The 17,565-nt window shown below is 68.3% G+C and carries 17 protein-coding genes and 1 tRNA gene; 10 read left to right on the forward strand and 8 right to left on the reverse strand.

Annotated elements, in window-relative coordinates:
* Positions 1 to 153 precede the first annotated feature (153 nt).
* On the forward strand, positions 154 to 609 hold the full coding sequence (locus tag LT965_RS16220; RefSeq protein WP_232701901.1) for a ferritin-like domain-containing protein: 456 nt from the start codon (positions 154 to 156) through the stop codon (positions 607 to 609).
* 43 nt (positions 610 to 652) lie between these two features.
* On the forward strand, positions 653 to 847 hold the full coding sequence (locus LT965_RS16225; protein ID WP_232701902.1) for a XapX domain-containing protein: 195 nt from the start codon (positions 653 to 655) through the stop codon (positions 845 to 847).
* A gap of 189 nt (positions 848 to 1,036) precedes the next feature.
* Here the strand turns inward: LT965_RS16225 and LT965_RS16230 are convergent, their stop codons facing one another.
* The 5 genes from LT965_RS16230 to LT965_RS16250 all read right to left on the reverse strand — a co-directional run bounded on the left by LT965_RS16230 (position 1,037) and on the right by LT965_RS16250 (position 5,673).
* Entirely contained in the window at positions 1,037 to 2,890 is a 1,854-nt protein-coding gene (locus LT965_RS16230) for an FAD-binding protein (protein WP_232701903.1), read from the reverse strand.
* A gap of 3 nt (positions 2,891 to 2,893) precedes the next feature.
* Entirely contained in the window at positions 2,894 to 3,775 is an 882-nt protein-coding gene (locus LT965_RS16235; protein ID WP_232701904.1) for a succinate dehydrogenase/fumarate reductase iron-sulfur subunit, read from the reverse strand.
* 1 nt (position 3,776) lies between these two features.
* Complete coding sequence (locus tag LT965_RS16240) at positions 3,777 to 4,139, reverse strand: succinate dehydrogenase hydrophobic membrane anchor subunit (RefSeq protein WP_232701905.1); 363 nt, start codon at positions 4,137 to 4,139, stop codon at positions 3,777 to 3,779.
* A gap of 1 nt (position 4,140) precedes the next feature.
* Positions 4,141 to 4,533, reverse strand: coding sequence for a succinate dehydrogenase, cytochrome b556 subunit (sdhC, locus tag LT965_RS16245; protein WP_232701906.1), 393 nt, complete (start codon positions 4,531 to 4,533; stop codon positions 4,141 to 4,143).
* 117 nt (positions 4,534 to 4,650) lie between these two features.
* Complete coding sequence (locus tag LT965_RS16250; RefSeq protein ID WP_232701907.1) at positions 4,651 to 5,673, reverse strand: succinylglutamate desuccinylase/aspartoacylase family protein; 1,023 nt, start codon at positions 5,671 to 5,673, stop codon at positions 4,651 to 4,653.
* A gap of 81 nt (positions 5,674 to 5,754) precedes the next feature.
* On the opposite strand from LT965_RS16250, the gene LT965_RS16255 reads away from it, so the two are divergent.
* Both LT965_RS16255 and LT965_RS16260 read left to right on the forward strand, forming a co-directional pair.
* The gene (locus LT965_RS16255) at positions 5,755 to 7,080 is read left to right on the forward strand and encodes an ATP-grasp domain-containing protein (RefSeq protein WP_232701908.1); all 1,326 of its coding nucleotides are present in this window, start codon (positions 5,755 to 5,757) and stop codon (positions 7,078 to 7,080) included.
* Between the two features lie 194 nt (positions 7,081 to 7,274).
* Positions 7,275 to 8,528, forward strand: coding sequence for a spondin domain-containing protein (locus tag LT965_RS16260; protein ID WP_232701909.1), 1,254 nt, complete (start codon positions 7,275 to 7,277; stop codon positions 8,526 to 8,528).
* A gap of 63 nt (positions 8,529 to 8,591) precedes the next feature.
* Here the strand turns inward: LT965_RS16260 and LT965_RS16265 are convergent, their stop codons facing one another.
* Complete coding sequence (locus LT965_RS16265; RefSeq protein WP_232701910.1) at positions 8,592 to 9,167, reverse strand: DNA-3-methyladenine glycosylase family protein; 576 nt, start codon at positions 9,165 to 9,167, stop codon at positions 8,592 to 8,594.
* Between the two features lie 25 nt (positions 9,168 to 9,192).
* Positions 9,193 to 9,624 (reverse strand): hypothetical protein, encoded by a 432-nt coding sequence (locus LT965_RS16270; protein WP_232701911.1) that lies wholly within the window; start codon positions 9,622 to 9,624, stop codon positions 9,193 to 9,195.
* Positions 9,625 to 9,802: 178 nt separating this feature from the next.
* On the opposite strand from LT965_RS16270, the gene LT965_RS16275 reads away from it, so the two are divergent.
* The 4 genes from LT965_RS16275 (at position 9,803) to LT965_RS16290 (ending at position 14,708) form a co-directional block, all read left to right on the forward strand.
* Entirely contained in the window at positions 9,803 to 11,776 is a 1,974-nt protein-coding gene (locus LT965_RS16275) for a 3-hydroxyacyl-CoA dehydrogenase/enoyl-CoA hydratase family protein (protein ID WP_232701912.1), read from the forward strand.
* 56 nt (positions 11,777 to 11,832) lie between these two features.
* Positions 11,833 to 11,907: transfer RNA gene (locus LT965_RS16280), tRNA-Glu, on the forward strand.
* 223 nt (positions 11,908 to 12,130) lie between these two features.
* Entirely contained in the window at positions 12,131 to 12,955 is an 825-nt protein-coding gene (locus LT965_RS16285) for a hypothetical protein (protein ID WP_232701913.1), read from the forward strand.
* Between the two features lie 46 nt (positions 12,956 to 13,001).
* Positions 13,002 to 14,708, forward strand: a complete 1,707-nt coding sequence (locus tag LT965_RS16290) for a hypothetical protein (RefSeq protein WP_232701914.1) — start codon at positions 13,002 to 13,004, stop codon at positions 14,706 to 14,708.
* A gap of 19 nt (positions 14,709 to 14,727) precedes the next feature.
* Here the strand turns inward: LT965_RS16290 and LT965_RS16295 are convergent, their stop codons facing one another.
* Positions 14,728 to 15,123 carry a MaoC family dehydratase gene (locus LT965_RS16295; RefSeq protein ID WP_232701915.1) on the reverse strand — a complete coding sequence of 132 codons (396 nt, stop codon included), beginning with the start codon at positions 15,121 to 15,123 and terminating at the stop codon, positions 14,728 to 14,730.
* 87 nt (positions 15,124 to 15,210) lie between these two features.
* Between LT965_RS16295 and LT965_RS16300 the strand changes: the two genes are divergently transcribed.
* Positions 15,211 to 16,008 carry an alpha/beta fold hydrolase gene (locus tag LT965_RS16300; RefSeq protein WP_232701916.1) on the forward strand — a complete coding sequence of 266 codons (798 nt, stop codon included), beginning with the start codon at positions 15,211 to 15,213 and terminating at the stop codon, positions 16,006 to 16,008.
* Positions 16,001 to 17,560 carry an AMP-binding protein gene (locus LT965_RS16305; protein WP_232701917.1) on the forward strand — a complete coding sequence of 520 codons (1,560 nt, stop codon included), beginning with the start codon at positions 16,001 to 16,003 and terminating at the stop codon, positions 17,558 to 17,560. Before LT965_RS16300 ends, LT965_RS16305 begins: the two co-directional genes overlap by 8 nt.
* Positions 17,561 to 17,565 lie beyond the last annotated feature (5 nt).

Below are 17,565 nucleotides of genomic sequence, written 5' to 3' on the forward strand. Positions count from 1 at the left end.
CGTGGATACCCCCCGTAGTCCAATGTTATGTGGGCCGTACGGCGGCGACGGTCGTCGCGGCGAACCACTCGTCGGTCTCCCGACTGAGGCCGAGAACCCGCAGTAGCTCACACGTCACACACTTCTATACGTCTCGTCTACGTACTGTCCAGTATGACCAACGAAGAGGTCACTCGACTGCTGAAGAAGGCGTACGGCGACGAGATCGAGACCGTGATGAACTACCTCACGAACTCGATCGTCCTCGACGGTGTGCGCGCCGAGGAGATCAAGGAGTCGCTGAAGGTCGACATCCAGGAGGAACTCGGGCACGCCGAACAGCTCGGCGAACGGCTCAAGCAACTCGAGGAAGCGCCGCCCGCCTCCGCCGAGTTCGAGGCCCACCAGCACTCCCTCCAGCCGCCGGAGGACACGACGGACGTACCCTCGGTCATCGAAGGAGTACTCGAGGCCGAGGAGGGCGCCATCGAGACGTACCGGGCGCTCATCAACGCTGCGACGGACGCCGACGACCCGGTGACGGAGGACCTCGCGGTGACCATCCTCGCGGACGAGGAAGCCCACCGCACCGAGTTCCGCGGCTTCCGGAAGGAGTACGTCAAGGACTGACGGCTATCGCGCGCTTTTTGAGCCGCGTTCACCTGCGGTCGGTATGAACGTGGCTTTCGTCGTCGCCGCGACGCTCACCGGCCTGTTCGTCGGTGCCGTGTTCGCATCGCTGCGCATCCCGATTCCCGCGCCACCGAACCTCGCGGGCGTCATGGGCGTCGTCGGCATCTGGCTGGGTTACCGACTCGTCAGACACCTGGGCGTCGGTATCGACGTCGTGGACGTACTCGGCCTGTAAGCGGTGGTCGACGCTCGACGCGTCGGAGTAACGGGGCTGGCAGACGGCGCGCTGGACGTTCGCAGGCCACTGCACCGTCGGTTTCGCGTTCGCGGCCTGCGGTGGACGTCAGGTCACGCGGCGAGTTGGCCGCGCTCTCACTGATAAAGATACGCGACGAGAGAACGGGGGTGAACGGCTACAGCGCGGTCAGTACGAGCGCTCCTTCGGCTCGTACGTGCCCTCGTCACCTTCGAGGAGGACCGGACGGTACCAGAGTTCGGGCTCGCCGTCGTTCCACGAGACGAGCGTGTGCTTGAGGTACTCGTCGTCCTTGCGCTCCTGGTGTTCCGCGCGCCAGTGCGCGCCGCGGAACTCCTCGCGTGCGAGCGCACCCATCGCGATGGCCTCCGCGACGTCGAGGAGGTTCCGCGTCTCGATGGTGTGCTGGAGGTCGGTGTTGAACGTCCGGGACTTGTCCCCGACGTAGACGTCCTGATAGCGCTCGCGGGCCTGCTGGATGTCCCGGAGCGCCTGCTCCAGCCCCTCCTCCTCCCGGAACACGTTGACGTTCTCCGTCATCGTCTCCTGGAGGTTCGCGCGCACGTCGGCGTGGTTGACGCCGTCCTCGCGTTCGAGCAGCGTCTCGATGCGCTCGGCTTCCGCGTCGCGTGTCGCCTGCACGACCGACTCGGGGTCGCTCGATGCGACGCCGCCCTCGACGCTCGGCCCGCCGTCCGCGGCGGGCTCCACTGCCCCTTCACCGCTGTCCGGGGCGCCCACGGGAACGCCGAGTTCCTCGCGTTCGGCGTCGTCGTACGGTCCCGTCTCGATCTTCGGCTCGGGCATGTCGGCGCCCGCGGCGTGTCGCCCCGCACGCGCACCGAACACGATGAGTTCGGGCAGCGCGTTGCCGCCGAGACGGTTCGCACCGTGGAGGCTCACGCAGGCACACTCGCCGACCGCGTAGAGGTCCGAGATACAGGTCTCGCCGTGCTCGTTGACCTCGATGCCGCCCATCGCGTAGTGCTGGCCCGGCTTGACCGGCATCGGTTCGGTGAGCCCGTCGACGCCCTCGAAGTCCCGCGCGAGGTGGAGGATGTTCTCCAGGCGGTCGGTGATACGCTCCTCGCCGAGGTGGCGCATGTCGAGGTAGACGTACTCGTCCTCGACGCCGCGGCCCTCGGCGATCTCGGTGAGTTCGGCGCGAGCGACGACGTCGCGGGAGGCGAGTTCGCCGTCGTTGGTCGCGTAGCCGTACTCGAACATGAACCGCTCGCCCTCGGAGTTGTAGAGGATGCCACCTTCCCCGCGCACGCCCTCGCTGATGAGGACGCCAGTGGAGGGGAGTGTCGTCGGGTGGAACTGCACCATCTCCATGTCCTCCATCGGGACGCCGGCGCGGTAGGCGATGGCGACGCCGTCACCGGTGTTGGCGACGGCGTTCGTCGTGTGGTCGTACGCCTGGCCGGGGCCACCCGTCGCGAGGATGACGCCGTCGCGAGCGCGGAAGCCCGCGATATCGCCGCTCTGGACGTCCCAGGCGACGACGCCGTGGCACTCGCGGTCGTTCGGGTCGTCCTCGCCAGTGACCGCGAGCTGGCTGACGTACCACTCGTCGTACACCTCGATGCCCCGCTTCACGACCTGCTGGTACAGCGTGTGGAGCATGTGGTGGCCGGTCTCGGCACCGGCGTACGTCGTCCGCGGGAAGGATAGTCCGCCGAACGGCCGCTGACTGACCGTCCCGTCCTCCTCGCGGGAGAACGGCATCCCCCAGTGCTCCAGCTGGATGACCTCCTCGGGAGCGTCCTGTGCGAAGGAGTCGACGGCCGGAGCGTCGCCGAGGTAGTCCGACCCCTTCATCGTGTCGTACGCGTGGTCCTGCCACGAGTCCCCCTCGCGGAGCGCGGCGTTGATGCCGCCCTCCGCAGCGCCCGTGTGCGAGCGCACCGGGTGGAGTTTCGTGACGATCGCTACGTCTGCGCCTTCCTCGTCGGCAGCGATGGCTGCGCGGAGCCCCGCACCGCCACCACCGACGACGATTACGTCGTGTTCGTACATGTTCTACCAGAATTTGAGGTTCTGCTTGACGGCCTCTCGCTTCAGTTCCTGGATGTGCTCGGTGAGCGGGATGTCCTTCGGGCAGACCTCCGTGCAGGAGAACTGGGTCTGGCAGCGCCAGACGCCGTGTTCCTGCTCGATGATCTCGAGGCGCTCCTGGCGCTTCTGTTCACCCTCGCGTTCGTCCATGTAGAACTGGTAGGCCTTGTTGATGGCCGCCGGGCCGAGATACTTGTTGTCGCCCGCAGCGATGTTACAGGAGGATTGGCAGGCGCCACACCAGATGCAGCGCGTGGCCATCTTCACTTTCTCGTGGTTCTCCCGGGACTGGCGCTGCTCCTTGAGTTCGCCCTCGGGCAGGGAGTCCGGGTCGAAGAACGGGTCGACGGCCTCCATCTGATCGTAGAAGTGGTCCATCTCCACCACGAGGTCCTTCACGACGTCCTGGTGGGGGAGCGGTTCGACGCGGACCGGTCGTTCGAGGTCCGAGATCTGGGTCTGACAGCCCAGTCGCTGCTGGCCGTTGACGAAGAACGCGTCGGAACCACACACCGCCTGCCGGCAGGAGTGGCGGAACGTCAGACTGGAGTCGTACTCGTCGCGCGCGTAGATGAGCGCGTCGAGCACCGTCATCCCCTGTTCGAACGGAACGACGAAGGAGTCGAATCGCGGCTCCTGTTTGTCCGCGATCTCTGGGTCGAAGCGGAACACCTTCAGCTTCAACGTCTCCCCCTGGATCTCCTGTGCGGCAGCGGAGCGCTCGGCCTCTCCGCGGTCGGCGCGCGCTCGTTTCTCGGCCAGCCGGCGGTCCTGGTGTGGCGTGGTCGAGGCCTGTTCGGTCTCCGTCTCGGTCTCTGTCTCGGTTTCGGGTGTCTGTGTACTCATGTTAGAACCCCGCGAGCGCGTTTGCGACACGGATTCCCTGTGCGATCAACAGCAGGCTGGCGACGCCGAGCACGACCTGGGCGGCGCGCTTGGCCGTCCCCTCGATGCCCTGGTTGACGAGGGCGTTGTAGACGCCGTTGACGCCGTGGAACGTCGCGGTCACGAGGAACAGCACCATCGTGAGGTAGTAGCCGACTTCCTGCATGCGCGCCTGACTGCCCAGGAACTCGATCTCGTAGGCGTGGTGCACGAAGTGCAACAGGAAGAAGTGGAACGCCAGCACGACGACGAGGAACGCCGCCGTGAGTCGCTGGAGCATCCACGTCGCCGAGTTCCGTTCGAACGAAGAGTATCGTTTTGCCATCTTAGAACGCCCCCGAGACGAACGTCGGCACGCTCGCGACGACGATGATTCCGGTCAACACGAGCGACGCGTAGAAGCTCTTGTCCTGTGAATCCAGGCCGATACCGAGGTCGACGAACAGCAGACGGATGCCGTTGAGGATGTGGAAGACGGCGACCGCCAGCAGTCCGACCTCGAGGATGCGGACGAGCGCGAGGCTCTCCAGTCCGCCGAGCGTGCTGTTGTACGCCTCCGCGCCCTGTAGCGACGTGCTCAGGACGGGAATGTGCATGAACAGGTACCCGACGAGCACCCACCCCGTGAACTTGTGAAACACCCAGGCCCACATGCCGGCTTTGAACTCCCGCCACCGGCCGAAATCCTCGACGGGGCCTCGGTCGTACGACTCACTCATACAACGGAAGGTGTGAGCCCTCGGCACATAGAAGTTACTACACGCGCGTCCCCGGCGCGGGGTGAACGACACACCGTCGGCGGTTCGCGCTGGCGACGCAAACACGGCCGCTGGGGGTCACGAGGGGCGCTGGGGCATCGTCCCGCTGCGCTCGCGGAGGTAGGCGCGCCGTGTCCGTTCGTCCAGCTCCACCAGGTGGCAGATGGGGTTCCCGGGGTATACCACCGGGTTCTCGAGGGCCCCCGCGAGCAGCCCCGTGAACGGAGCGACGACCTCGACGACGTCGGTCTTGAACGGGTTCGAGATGGTGCAGATGGTAGCACCCTCCTCGACGAGTTCGCCCGACTCGTAGTGGTGGTCGACGAGGCCGCCGGCGTCCGCCCGGATCCAGGTCTTCTGTTCGGCGGTGACGACCGTCCGCCACCCCGGCCAGTTGACGGGTTCGGTGGGGTGGACGGCGTACTCCGCGAGGACGCTGGCGATGCCGTCCAGCGCCCGGTCGATGAGGCGGCGCTGGAACCGGTGGGCCTCCCCCATCTCGATGGTGATGGTGGAGACGCCTCGTTCGGTCGCCTCGCGGCGGAGCGTCCCCTCGGTACCGTCGCTGTCGATGATGACGTTCGTGCCGAAGGCCCGCGCGAGTCTCGCGACCTCGGTGTCGTCCATGTCCGCCCGGGCGTGGATCATGTTCGTCCGACCGCGGGTGGACGTGTGGAAGTCGATGCCGAAGTCGCAGGGTTCGACGAAGTTCCGGAAGATCTGGTCGGCCATTCGCTTCGAACTGGTCGAGTCCTCGTGGCCGGGGAACGACCGGTTGAGGTCGCGGTCGTACACCGGGAGGTAGCGCTGCTGGGCCAGGAACCCCGGAACGTTGACGACCGGCATGCAGACGAGCGTGCCGTGGAGGTTGCTGTGTGGCCACTCGTGGGCCACCTCGCGGACGACCTCGACGCCGTTGAGTTCGTCCCCGTGGATGGCCGCCGAGAGGAACACCGTCGGCCCCGGTTCTTCGCCGTTGATGATGGAGACCGGGATGCGAACCGGGTCCCCGAGGTAGGTCTCGCTGATGCTGTATCTGATGTCCGCGCGCTCGCCGGGGTACACCCGCCCGCCGTTGTACGTGAACGCCCCCGCTGTCATGCCCCCGGCTTGGGTGCGGACACGTAAAACAGGGCGGAACTATCGCCAGCATTTTGGTCGCGTCAGTGTTCGGTACCATCAATGGACGATTCTGTCTCGGTGGGCGTGCTCAGCCTACACAACAGCAAGGAGACTAAAGCCATCGTGAACGCTGTCGACGCGCTCGGTCACACGGGAGTCTGGCTCCGCGAACACAACCTCTGCGTGGACATCGCCGACAACGTGGCTGCACTGGATCCCGACGTCGACGTGATCGCCAACCGACTGCTGCTGTCGAACACCGAACAGCCCGCGGAACTGCTCGGGCTGGCGCTGTCGCTGAGCCGCCTCCGCCCGACGCTGAACCGACCGGAGAGCGTGCTCACGGCGTTCCACAAGTTCGCCACGGCGACGACGCTCGCGGGGTCCGACGTCAGCGTCCCGGACGCCACGCTCGCACTCGACTCCAACCGGCTGAACGACGAGAAGGCGAAGTACGGCGATGAGGTCGTCTACAAGACCGCCATCGGCACCCACGGCGGCGGGACGTGGAAGATCGGCGCCGACGAGCAGGTGAACCCTCGCGTGGGCGACCGGTACGCCTTCCTCCAGGAACTCGTCGAGCGCGACGAGGACCGGCACCGTGACCTCCGCATCTACGTCGTCGACGACCAGATCGTCGGGACGATGCGTCGGTACGCGCCGGAGAACGACTGGCGGACGAACGTCGCGCTCGGCGGGGACGTCGAGGGCGTCCCGGACCTCCCCGAGGAGGCCGCGGTGATGGCGCTGGAGGCGACGGACACGATCGGCCTCGACTACGCGGGCGTCGACCTCGTGGAGGGTGCCGACGGCTGGCACCTCCTCGAGGTGAACCCGACGGCGGGGTTCAAGGGGCTGTTCAAGGCGACCGGCATCAGTCCGGCGCCGTACATCGCCAAACTCGCCATCGAGACGGCGGGCGGCAGCGTCGACGACGAGGAGGTCGAACGGCTAGCGGGGACGCTGGACGACTCCACGCCGCCGGACGTGGACACCCGTCGTGAGCGGCGCTCCGAGGAGGTCAACGTCATCGGGTACACGGAGGACGTCCTCGTCTCGGGGACGAGCGGCACCGAGCGCGTCATCGCGAAGTCCGACACCGGCGCGTCCCGGACCAGCATCGACACCCGCCTCGCGGCGGAGATCGGTGCCGGCCCGATCAAGTCGATGACGAAGGTGAAGTCCGGGAGCATGAAGTCCGGGAAGGCGCGGCCCGTCGTCGACATCGTCGTCGGCGTCGCGGGCGACCGACACACGGTCGCGGCGTCGCTCGAGGACCGCGGGCACATGGACTACCCGCTGTTACTCGGTCGGGACATCCTCGAACACTACCAGGTCGACGTCCGCCGCCAGAGCGGCGTCGACCGCGAGAGCGACGAGGAGTAAGGGAGCGAAACGCACGACACGGCGGAGGTCGAACGGTCGACTTACCGAGAGTAGGGTCGTCCCGGGTGCGAACGGTGGGTCACGAATCTGATTCATAACAAACTCTTGGCTCTCCGAAAGTCGGACACCGCTTCGAAGCGGCCCGAACAATGACCGACGACTCCTCACGGCCCACGACCGAACGGAATCGACAGATGGCTACAGACGGCGGCTCGCTCCTGACCCGGCGACGGATGCTCGCGCTCGGTGGGACGACCGTCGGCGCACTCGCGTTCGGCGGCGCGTCGTTCGCCGGCGCCCAGGAGAACGACGGAGACGACGACGACGACAACGGCCAGGCCGCTCGGCAGTACCGCGTGACCGTCGCGAACCTCACGCGGGGACAGCCGTTCACGCCGCCGGTCGTCGCACTCCACCGCCCGGACGTCGAACTGTTCTCAGTCGGCGACCCGGCGATCGAGCCGATCCAGGAGGTCGCCGAGAACGGCAACCTCGACCCGCTCGTCGAACTCGCCGGGAGCACGAACAGCGTCAGGGCGGCGGCAGCCGGTGAGGAGCCCCTCGTCCCAGAGGAGGACCCCGGCGACACGGACCTCCCCTACTACACCGAACTGGAGCTGTCGGCGGACGCGAGCGCGACACACCTCTCGTTCGTCAGCATGCTCATCGCGACGAACGACGGCATCGTGGGACTCGACACCGTCGAACTGCCGGACGACCGCAACGAGTCACACACGCACTACGCGAACGGCTACGACGTCGGAACCGAGGAGAACACGGAAGAGTTCGCCGACCTCGTGCCGGAGGCGAGTTCGCTCATCACCGGTGACGACTCCGACGGAACCACCGAGAGCGACTCCGACATCGCCGAAGACGGCGTCATCCGCCCACACCCCGGTATCGAGGGCGACGGCGACCTCGACCCGGACGTGTACGACTGGCGGGAGCCGGCTGCACTCGTCCAGGTCGAACGGATCGATACCGACGGTGAGGATACGGACGACGAGGACACGGACGACGAAGAGACCGACGACGAGGGTACCGACGGTGAGGACACGGACAGCGAGGACCAGCAGCTAGTGTTCGAGGCCGACCTCTCCGGCGACAACGAGGTTCCATCCGTCGACTCCGACGCGTCCGGTACGGCGAGAGTGGAAGTGGCCGAGGACGGCGAGCGGATCTCCTACCGGCTCCAGGTCCAGAACATCGACAACCCGGCCGCCGCCCACATCCACTGCGGCGGCCCGGACGAGAACGGGCCGATCGGTATCACGCTGTACAACAACGGCGTGTTCACGCCCGGAACCGCGGCGCAGCCCGACGAGGACAACGAGTGTGGCTGGGAGACCCTCGACGACGCCGTGGCCGCGATGCGCGACGGCGAGACGTACGTCAACGTCCACACCGAGCAGAACCCGCAGGGTGAGATCCGGGGACAGCTCGAGTGAATCGGTGACGGCTGGCACCACACCCGTTCACATTCTTCGACGCTCGCTGCGTCTCCGCGGGCGCTACCCCTCGTAGGCGCGCCAGAGGTACAGCGAGGCGTAGGAGCGAACGGGCGTCCACCGTTCGGCGATGTCCCGCATCTCGGCTCTCGTCGTCTCCGCGCCGTAGATCGCCTCCATCCCCTTCCTGATGCCCAGGTCGCCGACCGGGAACACGTCCTCGCGGCCCAGCGCGAACATGAGGAACATGTCCGCGGTCCAGGGGCCGATGCCGGCGATGGAGGTCAGTTCGTCGTGGACCGATTCGTCCGAGAGCTCCGCGAAGAACGCCCGGTCGTACCCACGTTCCTTGTACGCCAGAGCGACGTTCTGCACGTAGTCGGCCTTCGCCGCGGAGAGGCCGGCCTCCTGGAGCGCGGCGGGGTCCGCCGCTGCGATGCTCCGGGGCGTCACCTCGAAGCGCTCGAAGAGGCGCGCCTCAATGGCGTCCGCGGACGCGATAGACACCTGCTGGCGGACGATGGAGGTGACGAGGCGCTGGAACGTGTCCTCGGCCGGGTCGAGTTCGAGTTCGCCGTGCTCTGCGACGAGCGACGCCATCTCCGGGTCCGCCCGGAGCACGTCGTACGGGTCGGTCATGTAGTCGGCCAGGGGTTCGGTCGCCCTACGTGTTTTGCTCCACGAGGAGGAACCCGGCGAGTGCACTGACCCCGCTGTAGGCGGCTGGCGAGACGGCGTTCACGAGGTACACGCCCGCGAACTGTGTCTGGAGTACTTCGTCGAGGGGTGCACCCGCCGCCTGGGCGGAGGCGACCGGGTAGGTGACGAAGATGGCGAGGCCCGTCCCGACCGCGACGACTGCCGCGAGCGACGGCCGCGGCGCCGCAGTGGGGACGTCCAGTCTCAGAGCCCCGTACAGCGGCAGGCCGAGGAGCACGGCGAGGGTCACCAGCGTCGTCGCGAGCGTCCCGAAGAGGAGGTCCGTCAGGGACGCTCCGATGGCGGTACTCGCGGACTGGAAGACGAACACCCGGACGACCGTGTGCGCCGACCCGACGAGTAGTCCGAGGAGGAGGACGCGCTGTCTGACGTTCACTGCCCGGAGTTCTCTGGTCACCGACAAGTGCGTTGTGGCTCGGCGTCGTTCGGAGCGGGCGCTACTGTGCCAGGAGGCGGTGCTGACACCGTCTCCATTTCCACGCGTGTAAACGCGTGAAACGTTGTCAGCCGGCGAGAGGGAAACCTTCAACCAGTGTCCGGCAGCATCTACCTGTATGGACGTAGACGACATCGAGACTATCGCCGTGCTCGGCGCAGGAAACATGGGCCACGGCATCGCCGAGGTCGCAGCGCTCGCAGGCTTCGACGTGCACCTCCGGGACATCAACGAGGAGTTCGTCCAGAACGGCTACGACCAGATCGAGTGGTCGCTCGGCAAACTCGCCGAGAAGGAGCAGATCGGCGAGGACGAGGCCGACGCCGCGCTCGACCGCGTCACGCCCTACGTGGACTTCGAGGACGCCGTCGCAGACGTCGAATTCGTCGTCGAGGCCGTCCCCGAGAAGATGGAGATCAAACAGGACGTCTACGAGGACCTCGAGGAATACGCCCCCGAGGACGCCGTCTTTGCGACGAACACGTCCAGTCTCTCCATCACGGACCTCTCGGAGTTCACCGAGCGCCCCGAGCGGTTCTGCGGGATGCACTTCTTCAACCCGCCCGTGCGGATGCAACTCGTCGAGGTCATCTCCGGCGCACACACCGACGGCGACGTCCTCGACGTCACCGAGGACCTCGCGGAGGCGATGGGGAAGACGCCGGTGCGCGTGCGCAAGGACTCCCCCGGGTTCATCGTCAACCGGGTGCTCGTCCCGCTGCTGAACGAGGCCGCGTGGCTCGTCCACGAGGGCGAGGCGACGATCGCGGAGGTCGACTCCACGACGAAGTACGACATCGGCCTCCCGATGGGCGCCTTCGAACTCGCCGACCAGGTCGGCGTCGACGTCGCCTACGACGTGCTCGACTACATGCAGGGCGTGCTGGGCGAGGCCTACGAGCCGTGCCCGGTCCTCGTCGAGAAGGTCGAAGCCGAGGAGCTCGGCAAGAAGACCGGGGCTGGCTTCTACGACTACGAGAACGGCGGCGCGGACGTCCCGACCGACCAGGCCCGGGACGACGTCGCGGACCGCCTCACCGCCGTGATGGCCAACGAGGTGGCCAAACTCGTCGGCAACGACGTCGCCGACCCGGCCGAGATCGACGAGGCCGTGATGCTCGGCGCGGGCTACCCCGAGGGCCCCGCGAAGATGGCCGACTCCGCCGGCATCGAACACCTCTACGAGACGCTCGCCGACGTGTACGAACAGGGCGGCGCCGCGCGCTACGAACCCGCCGCGGAGCTCGAGCGGATGGCCAGCGAGGGCGAGCAGTTCCACGGCGCCGCCGACACCGAGGAGAGCGGGTACGCCGGCTTCGACAACGTCAGCGTCTCCGTCGACGGCAACGTCGGCCACCTCGAGATCGACCGCCCGCACCGGATGAACACCATCAGCGGCGACCTCCTCGACGAACTCGGCGAGGCAATCGACGCACTCGACGCGGACGAAGACGTGCGCACCATCCTCCTCACAGGCGCCGGCGACAAGGCGTTCTCCGCAGGCGCGGACGTGCAGTCGATGGCCGGCAGCGCCGACCCCATCGACGCCGTCGAACTCTCCCGGAAGGGCCAGCAGACGTTCGGCAAACTCGAGGAGTGTGACGTCCCCGTCGTCGCCGGCATCGACGGCTACTGCCTCGGTGGCGGCATGGAACTCGCGACGTGCGCGGACATGCGCGTCGCCTCCAAGCGGAGTGAACTCGGGCAGCCCGAACACAATCTCGGCCTGCTGCCGGGGTGGGGCGGCACCCAGCGCCTCAAGCACATCGTCGGCGAGGGCCGCGCAAAGGAGATCATCTTCACCGCCGAGCGCTACGACCCCGAGACGATGGCCGACTACGGCTTCGTCAACGAGGTCGTCGACAACGACGAACTCGAGGACCGCGCGTGGGAACTCGCCCGCGACCTCGCCGCCGGCCCGCCCATCGCCCAGACGTACACGAAGCGCGCGATGCTCGCGGGCCGCGACTCCACGGACGCCGGCCTCGAGACCGAAGCCCAGGCGTTCGGCCAGCTGATGAACACCCAGGACCTCATGGAGGGCATCAGCGCGTTCTCCGCGGACCGCGACCCCGACTTCGAGGGGCGCTGACACGGCCACGAGAGAACGACACGTTTAAACTATTCTCCCGGGTACCTCGGAGTGTCGCTCGGTTGGTGTAGTCCGGCCAATCATGTTGGCCTTTCGAGCCGACGACCAGGGTTCAAATCCCTGACCGAGCACTACTCTGCTACCGAACCGCGTAGCGACTGCTGTGTCGCTACGCGTTCGTCGCGAGTGTACGTCGAGGGAAGGATTTGAACCCTACCAGTCGCGCACAACGAGCGTGGCGAGCGAGCACATCTGGTTCCGGTTCAGATCCCTGACCGAACACTACGCTATCTCTCAGACCTACCAGCCACGCCGACCGAACGTTTACCCCGGATGGCGCGCAATCCCGGACCCATGCAGGAGTTCCCGCCGACGCCGCCCGTCGAGTCCGCGCCAGCCGCCCTCTTCGACGGCGGCCACCTCTGGCTCCAGGAGTGGGTAGACGGCGCCCCACTCCGGTTCCGACTGCTGGAGTCCGGACTGCTCCAGTTCGGGAGCAACGAGGCCGTGTTCGACTCGGAGGACGTCCCACTCGGCTACCGACACGCGACTCGACACGTCCGCGAACAGTTCGACCGGGACGTGCTCCGGGGTGCCCTCGACGACGTCGAGTCGGCGGTGTTCTTCGGCATCGCGACGCGCCGACAGGCAATCGACTACGACTGGGCGCGCACGCCGGCGTTCCTGGGCCTGGACGTCTGGACGGCCGACGGCGACCGCCTGTTGCCGCCGGACGCGGTCGAAGCGCTCTACGACCGCCTCGGGTTGGCGCCGGTGAACGCGGTCCAGAAGGAGGTGCGGGCGACCGACTTCGACCCGACGGAGTACGCGCTCCCATCGTCGAACTGGTACGACGGACCCGCGGCGGGCGTCCTCGTGCGGAACAAGACCGGGGACCGTGCGAGGATATCCGGGCCGTCGCTCGACGAGTCGCCCGACCCGTTCGACGGGGACGCGGCGGACGCCGCCGTGCAGTTCATCGCGGACGAGCGCATCGAGGCGACCGCCGAGCGGTTGCGACGCGACGGCCGGCGGGCCGACGTCGACGCGGTGGTCGAGCGAGTGGTGGAAGCGGTCGCTCGCGAGGAGTTCGCGCGGCTGTTCGACCCCGACGCGTCAGTCGACCCGGACGCGTTCCGGTCGGCGGTCGCGGAGCGCGCGAGTCGGGTGCTCGGGTGAAGCGTAATCCGAGGGCTGATACCCGCGCCGGGCGTAGGCCGCGGCGATGAGCCGCCGGTTCCGCTGGACGCGACCGCTCCCGGACGGCGACACCGTGACGATCACGCGCGTTGTCGGCGACCACGAGGAAGACGCGGACGGTCGACAGCGACGTTACACGCTGACGTTCCCGGCCGGGAGCGACGCGTCCGTCGAACCCACCGCAGGAGTCCGAACCGCCGTGGAGGACGGGACTCACTGGGTGACCGTCGGCGACGGCGCGGGCCTCCCGCGCGTCAGACTCCGGGTCGGTGCCGCCACGACCGGCGTTCGACTGCCGGGACCCACGTTCGACGAGCGCTGTACGGACGCCGTCGGCGGCGACCGGGCGGCGGCCCGCGACCTGCTCGACGCCGTCGCGGGGCCGGTCGCGCTGGCGTTCGCGTGCGGCGAGTTGCTCGACCCCGGACCGCTCACAGACCTCCTCGACACGGTGACGGCGGCGAATGGGACCGCCTCCGACGACGTCCACGCCGCTCGCTACGACCTCCTCCGGACGGCGGTCACGACGCCCGCGGGACCGACTGTCGACAGTCGCGAGGGCTTCGAGACGCTCGCCGAGGGGCTGGACGCGGCCGAGGCCATCGGGGACGTGGATTCGGTGGACGCACTCGCCGACGCGACGTTCGTCGCCTGCGACTCCCCGGGGGAGGCCCGCACGCTGCTCAACTCGCTCGGCTACGACCTGCGGGACCTGGAGTCGACGGACGACGGCCGGTTCCTCTCGTACTACCTCGCGCACGTCGCGGCGACCGCCGGCGTCAGTGCTGCGAAACACGACGCCGCGAACCGGTCGACCGAACTGTCCAGCGACGAGGCGACGACGCGGGCCGAGAACGCCGACTACTGGGAGCGCGGCGCGGCGTGGCGGGACGCGGTCGTGCCGGCCGCCGACCGCTCGTTCGAGGAGTTCGCGTACGTGCTGGCCAACGCGCTCTACTGGACCGGCGAGACCGGGCGCGGCGACTCCCGGGCCGACGAACTCTGTTTCGCCGGCGCCGCCGCTGCTGCGCGGACCATCGACCTCGAGTGGGTCGTCGGTCACGCGCGCTTCGAGCAGGCGCGGGCGGTCGGCCACCGCCACCGGAGCAAACGGAACCACGCGCTCGCGCTGACCGCGTTCAAGCGTGCCCGGCACGTCGCCGGCGAGTACTCGTTCCTCGACCCCTGGGAGCCGACGTACAGCCACGCCGTCGTCGCGTCGAACCGCCACTCGACGGCGGGCGACCACGGGGCCGCAGTCGAGGCGCTCGAGGACGGGCGTGAGGCTCTCGAAGCCCAGGACATCCCCGCGGGGCGCCGCGAGGAGATGGTCGCCCACCTCGACGCACAGCGCCACGAGCGCAGCGCCATCCTCGCCGACGACCCTGAATCGAAGGTCGCGCACCTCGAATCGGCCGTCGAGCGCTACGAGACGGTGGCGTTCGACCGCTCGCTCGAGCGCGTCCGGCAGAAACTGAACGAGGCGCGCGACGCGGCAGACGAGGCGGTCGAGCAGGACGCCGACTCCGGGCGCGAGTTGCTGGCCGGCGTCCCCCGGCGGACGCTGCGTGCGGACCGGCGGACCGGACCGACGCTCGCGGACATCCCGACGCTCCACGACTTCCTCACGGAACCCGACCCGGACGCCGTTGGGAGCGCGGACCCCGGGGTCCTACCGGACGAGCGCGAAGGCGGAGACGAGTTCGGGAATCCTGGACCGCTGGGCTACTGACCCGGCGGACGGTCGCGAGCTACGATTCGTGCGGGACGGAGAGGACGACTGCCTCCCCGGAGATGACCGGTTCGTCCGTCTCGGCGGTGGTCTCGACGCGCAGTCGGTCGCCGCCGAGTTCCTCGACGACTTCGACGCGCGCCGTGACCGTGTCCCCCGGGTAGACGGGGTTCTCGAAGCGGAGGTCCTGGGAGAGGTAGACGATGTCTCCCGGGAGGTCCGCGAGCGCCGCGCTGACCGGGCCGGCGGAGAGCATCCCGTGGGCGATGCAACCGCCGAACATCGTCTCGCTGGCGTACTCCTCGTCGGCGTGGATGGGGTTGTCGTCGCCGGAGAGGTCGGCGTACGCTTCGATGGTCGCCTCGGTGACGGTGATGGAGGCGTCGGCGGTGTCGCCGACGGACGCGACTGGCATACCGGAGCGTCCCGCGCGTCCGCCCAAAACCCCGTGGTTAACATGTGAAACACGGGGTTGAAGGCGGGGGTCGTGTATCACTCACGTATGGAGACGGTTTCCCGCGACGGCGTCACGCTGGCCTACGAGCGAGCGGGGCCGGCGGACGCGGAGACGGTCGTCCTCGTGGAGGGACTGGGGTACGGCCGCTGGATGTGGCACTGGCAGCGAGACGCTCTCGAAGCCGACTACGACGTCGTCGTCCCGGACAACCGCGGGACGGGGGACTCCGACGCACCGGACGGACCGTACAGCGTCGCCGAGATGGCGGCGGACCTCGACGCGGTGCTCGCGGACGCCGACGTCGACGAGGCCCACGTCGTCGGCGCGAGCATGGGTGGGATGATCGCCCAGCAGTACGCGCTGGACTTCGACCGCGCCGAGTCGCTGACGCTGCTGTGTACGTCACCGGGTGGCGAGATTGCAGCGCCGACGCCGCCGGAGACCCAGCAGCGGATGTTCGAGGTGCCCGAGGGCCTCGACGAACGCGAGGAGATCCGCTACAAGATGGAGCCGGCGGCGACGGACCGGCTCCTCGGCGACGACGACCTGATGGACCAGATCGTCGACTGGCGCCTCGAGTCGGACGCGCCACAGCACGCTCGCGGGGCACAGGGCGCCGCCGTCGCGGCCTTCGACGCGAGCGACCGCCTCGACGAGATTGACGTCCCGACGCTCGTGATGCACGGGACCGCAGACCGCGTGCTGCCCGCCGAGAACTCCCGGGTCCTCGACGAGCACCTCCCGGACAGCGACCTGGAACTCGTCGAGGGCGGCCCGCACCTGTTCTTCGTCGAGGACGCGGCGCGCGTGAACGACTCCCTGCTGTCCTTCCTCGATGGCTGAGACGGGCGACTGGGTGGGCGACTGGAGTGCCCGCCGCGCGACGCTCTCGCCGGACGCCGACGCGCTCACGGACGCGACGACGGGCGAGACCTGGACGTACGCCGACCTCGACGCTCGCGCGAACCGGACGGCACGGCTGCTCGACGAGTTCGACGTCGCGGACGGCGAGCGGGTCGCCGTCGTCTCGCGGAACCGCCCCGAACTCGTCGACCTGCTGTTCGCGTGCGGGAAGACCGGCGGCGTAATCGCACCGCTGTCCCACAGACTCGCACCGCCGGAACTCGCCGAACTCCTCGACTCCGTAGACCCCGAACTCGTCGTCGTCGAGGAGCCGTTCGAGAATGATATGTCTGACGCGCTGCCCGACGAGGTGGACGCACTCTCGCTGCCGACCGGCGGCGAGCACGCGTGGCAGGCGTTCGACGACGCGCTCCCCGCAGACGACTCGCCGGTCGAGACGGCCACGCTCTCGACGGAGGACCCGTTCATGTTCCTCCACACCGGCGGCTCCACGGGGACGCCGAAGGAGACGGTGTTGACCCACGGGTCGGTGACGTGGAACGCGACGAACACGGTGACTGCGTGGGGACTCAGGCCGGGCGACGCGACGCCGATGGTGTTCCCGATGTTCCACACTGGCGGCTGGCACGTGCTCACGCTGCCGCTGTTCCACGTCGGCGGCCACGTCGTCATCGCGCGGGACTTCGACCCGGGCGAAGTGCTCGGGTACGTCGAGTCCTACGACGCCAGCGTGCTGGTGGCCGTCCCCGCCGTCCTGCGGATGATGACCGAGCACGACGACTGGGCGGACACCGACCTCTCGTCGCTGCGGTTCGCGAAGAGTGGCGGCGGACCGTGCCGGCAGTCGGTCATGGAGACGTGGTGGGACCGCGGCGTCGACCTCTCGCAGGGGTACGGCCTCACGGAGTGCGGTCCGAACAACTTCGCGATGCCCGAGAGCTGGCCACGCGAGAAGGCCGACAGCGTCGGCGTCCCGGCGATGCACGTCGACGCACGCGTCGTCGACGACGACCGGGAACCCGTCGAGCGGGGCGAGGTCGGCGAACTCGAACTCCGCGGCCCCCACGCCGCCGCGGGCTACTGGCGCGCGCCCGAGGAGAGCGCGGCCACGTTCGACGTGCCCGCGGTCGAGGACCCGACGAACGTCCCCGAGACCAGCGGCTGGGTGTCGACAGGTGACCTGGCGCGCCAGGACGACGCGGGCTACTACTACGTCGAGGGACGCAAGAAGAACATGTTCGTCAGCGGCGGGGAGAACGTCTACCCGCCGGAGGTCGAGGACGCGCTGGCCGACCACCCGGGAATCGACGAGGTCGTGGTCGTCGGCGTGGCGGACGAGACGTGGGGGACGGTCGGCAAGGCCGTCGTGCAGGGCGATGAGTCCCTGACGCTGGCGGACCTCGACTCGTTCCTCGACGGTCGCCTCGCGCGCTTCAAACACCCACACCACCTGGCGTTCGTCGACGAGATGCCGACGAGCGGTCCGTCGAAGATCGACCGCGACGCCGTCGAAGAACGGTTCGGTGACTGAACAGA

The sequence above is a fragment of the Halobacterium wangiae genome, assembly GCF_021249345.1.
Classification (GTDB): domain Archaea; phylum Halobacteriota; class Halobacteria; order Halobacteriales; family Halobacteriaceae; genus Halobacterium; species Halobacterium wangiae.

Excerpts from the sequence above, each read along its gene's own strand:
- LT965_RS16220 (WP_232701901.1), top strand. The coding sequence starts at position 154 with ATGACCAACGAAGAGGTCACTCGACTGCTGAAGAAGGCGTACGGCGAC.
- LT965_RS16225 (WP_232701902.1), top strand. The coding sequence starts at position 653 with ATGAACGTGGCTTTCGTCGTCGCCGCGACGCTCACCGGCCTGTTCGTC.
- LT965_RS16230 (WP_232701903.1), bottom strand. The coding sequence starts at position 2,890 with ATGTACGAACACGACGTAATCGTCGTCGGTGGTGGCGGTGCGGGGCTC.
- LT965_RS16235 (WP_232701904.1), bottom strand. The coding sequence starts at position 3,775 with ATGAGTACACAGACACCCGAAACCGAGACAGAGACCGAGACGGAGACC.
- LT965_RS16240 (WP_232701905.1), bottom strand. The coding sequence starts at position 4,139 with ATGGCAAAACGATACTCTTCGTTCGAACGGAACTCGGCGACGTGGATG.
- sdhC (WP_232701906.1), bottom strand. The coding sequence starts at position 4,533 with ATGAGTGAGTCGTACGACCGAGGCCCCGTCGAGGATTTCGGCCGGTGG.
- LT965_RS16250 (WP_232701907.1), bottom strand. The coding sequence starts at position 5,673 with ATGACAGCGGGGGCGTTCACGTACAACGGCGGGCGGGTGTACCCCGGC.
- LT965_RS16255 (WP_232701908.1), top strand. The coding sequence starts at position 5,755 with ATGGACGATTCTGTCTCGGTGGGCGTGCTCAGCCTACACAACAGCAAG.
- LT965_RS16260 (WP_232701909.1), top strand. The coding sequence starts at position 7,275 with ATGGCTACAGACGGCGGCTCGCTCCTGACCCGGCGACGGATGCTCGCG.
- LT965_RS16265 (WP_232701910.1), bottom strand. The coding sequence starts at position 9,167 with ATGACCGACCCGTACGACGTGCTCCGGGCGGACCCGGAGATGGCGTCG.
- LT965_RS16275 (WP_232701912.1), top strand. The coding sequence starts at position 9,803 with ATGGACGTAGACGACATCGAGACTATCGCCGTGCTCGGCGCAGGAAAC.
- LT965_RS16285 (WP_232701913.1), top strand. The coding sequence starts at position 12,131 with ATGCAGGAGTTCCCGCCGACGCCGCCCGTCGAGTCCGCGCCAGCCGCC.
- LT965_RS16290 (WP_232701914.1), top strand. The coding sequence starts at position 13,002 with ATGAGCCGCCGGTTCCGCTGGACGCGACCGCTCCCGGACGGCGACACC.
- LT965_RS16295 (WP_232701915.1), bottom strand. The coding sequence starts at position 15,123 with ATGCCAGTCGCGTCCGTCGGCGACACCGCCGACGCCTCCATCACCGTC.
- LT965_RS16300 (WP_232701916.1), top strand. The coding sequence starts at position 15,211 with ATGGAGACGGTTTCCCGCGACGGCGTCACGCTGGCCTACGAGCGAGCG.
- LT965_RS16305 (WP_232701917.1), top strand. The coding sequence starts at position 16,001 with ATGGCTGAGACGGGCGACTGGGTGGGCGACTGGAGTGCCCGCCGCGCG.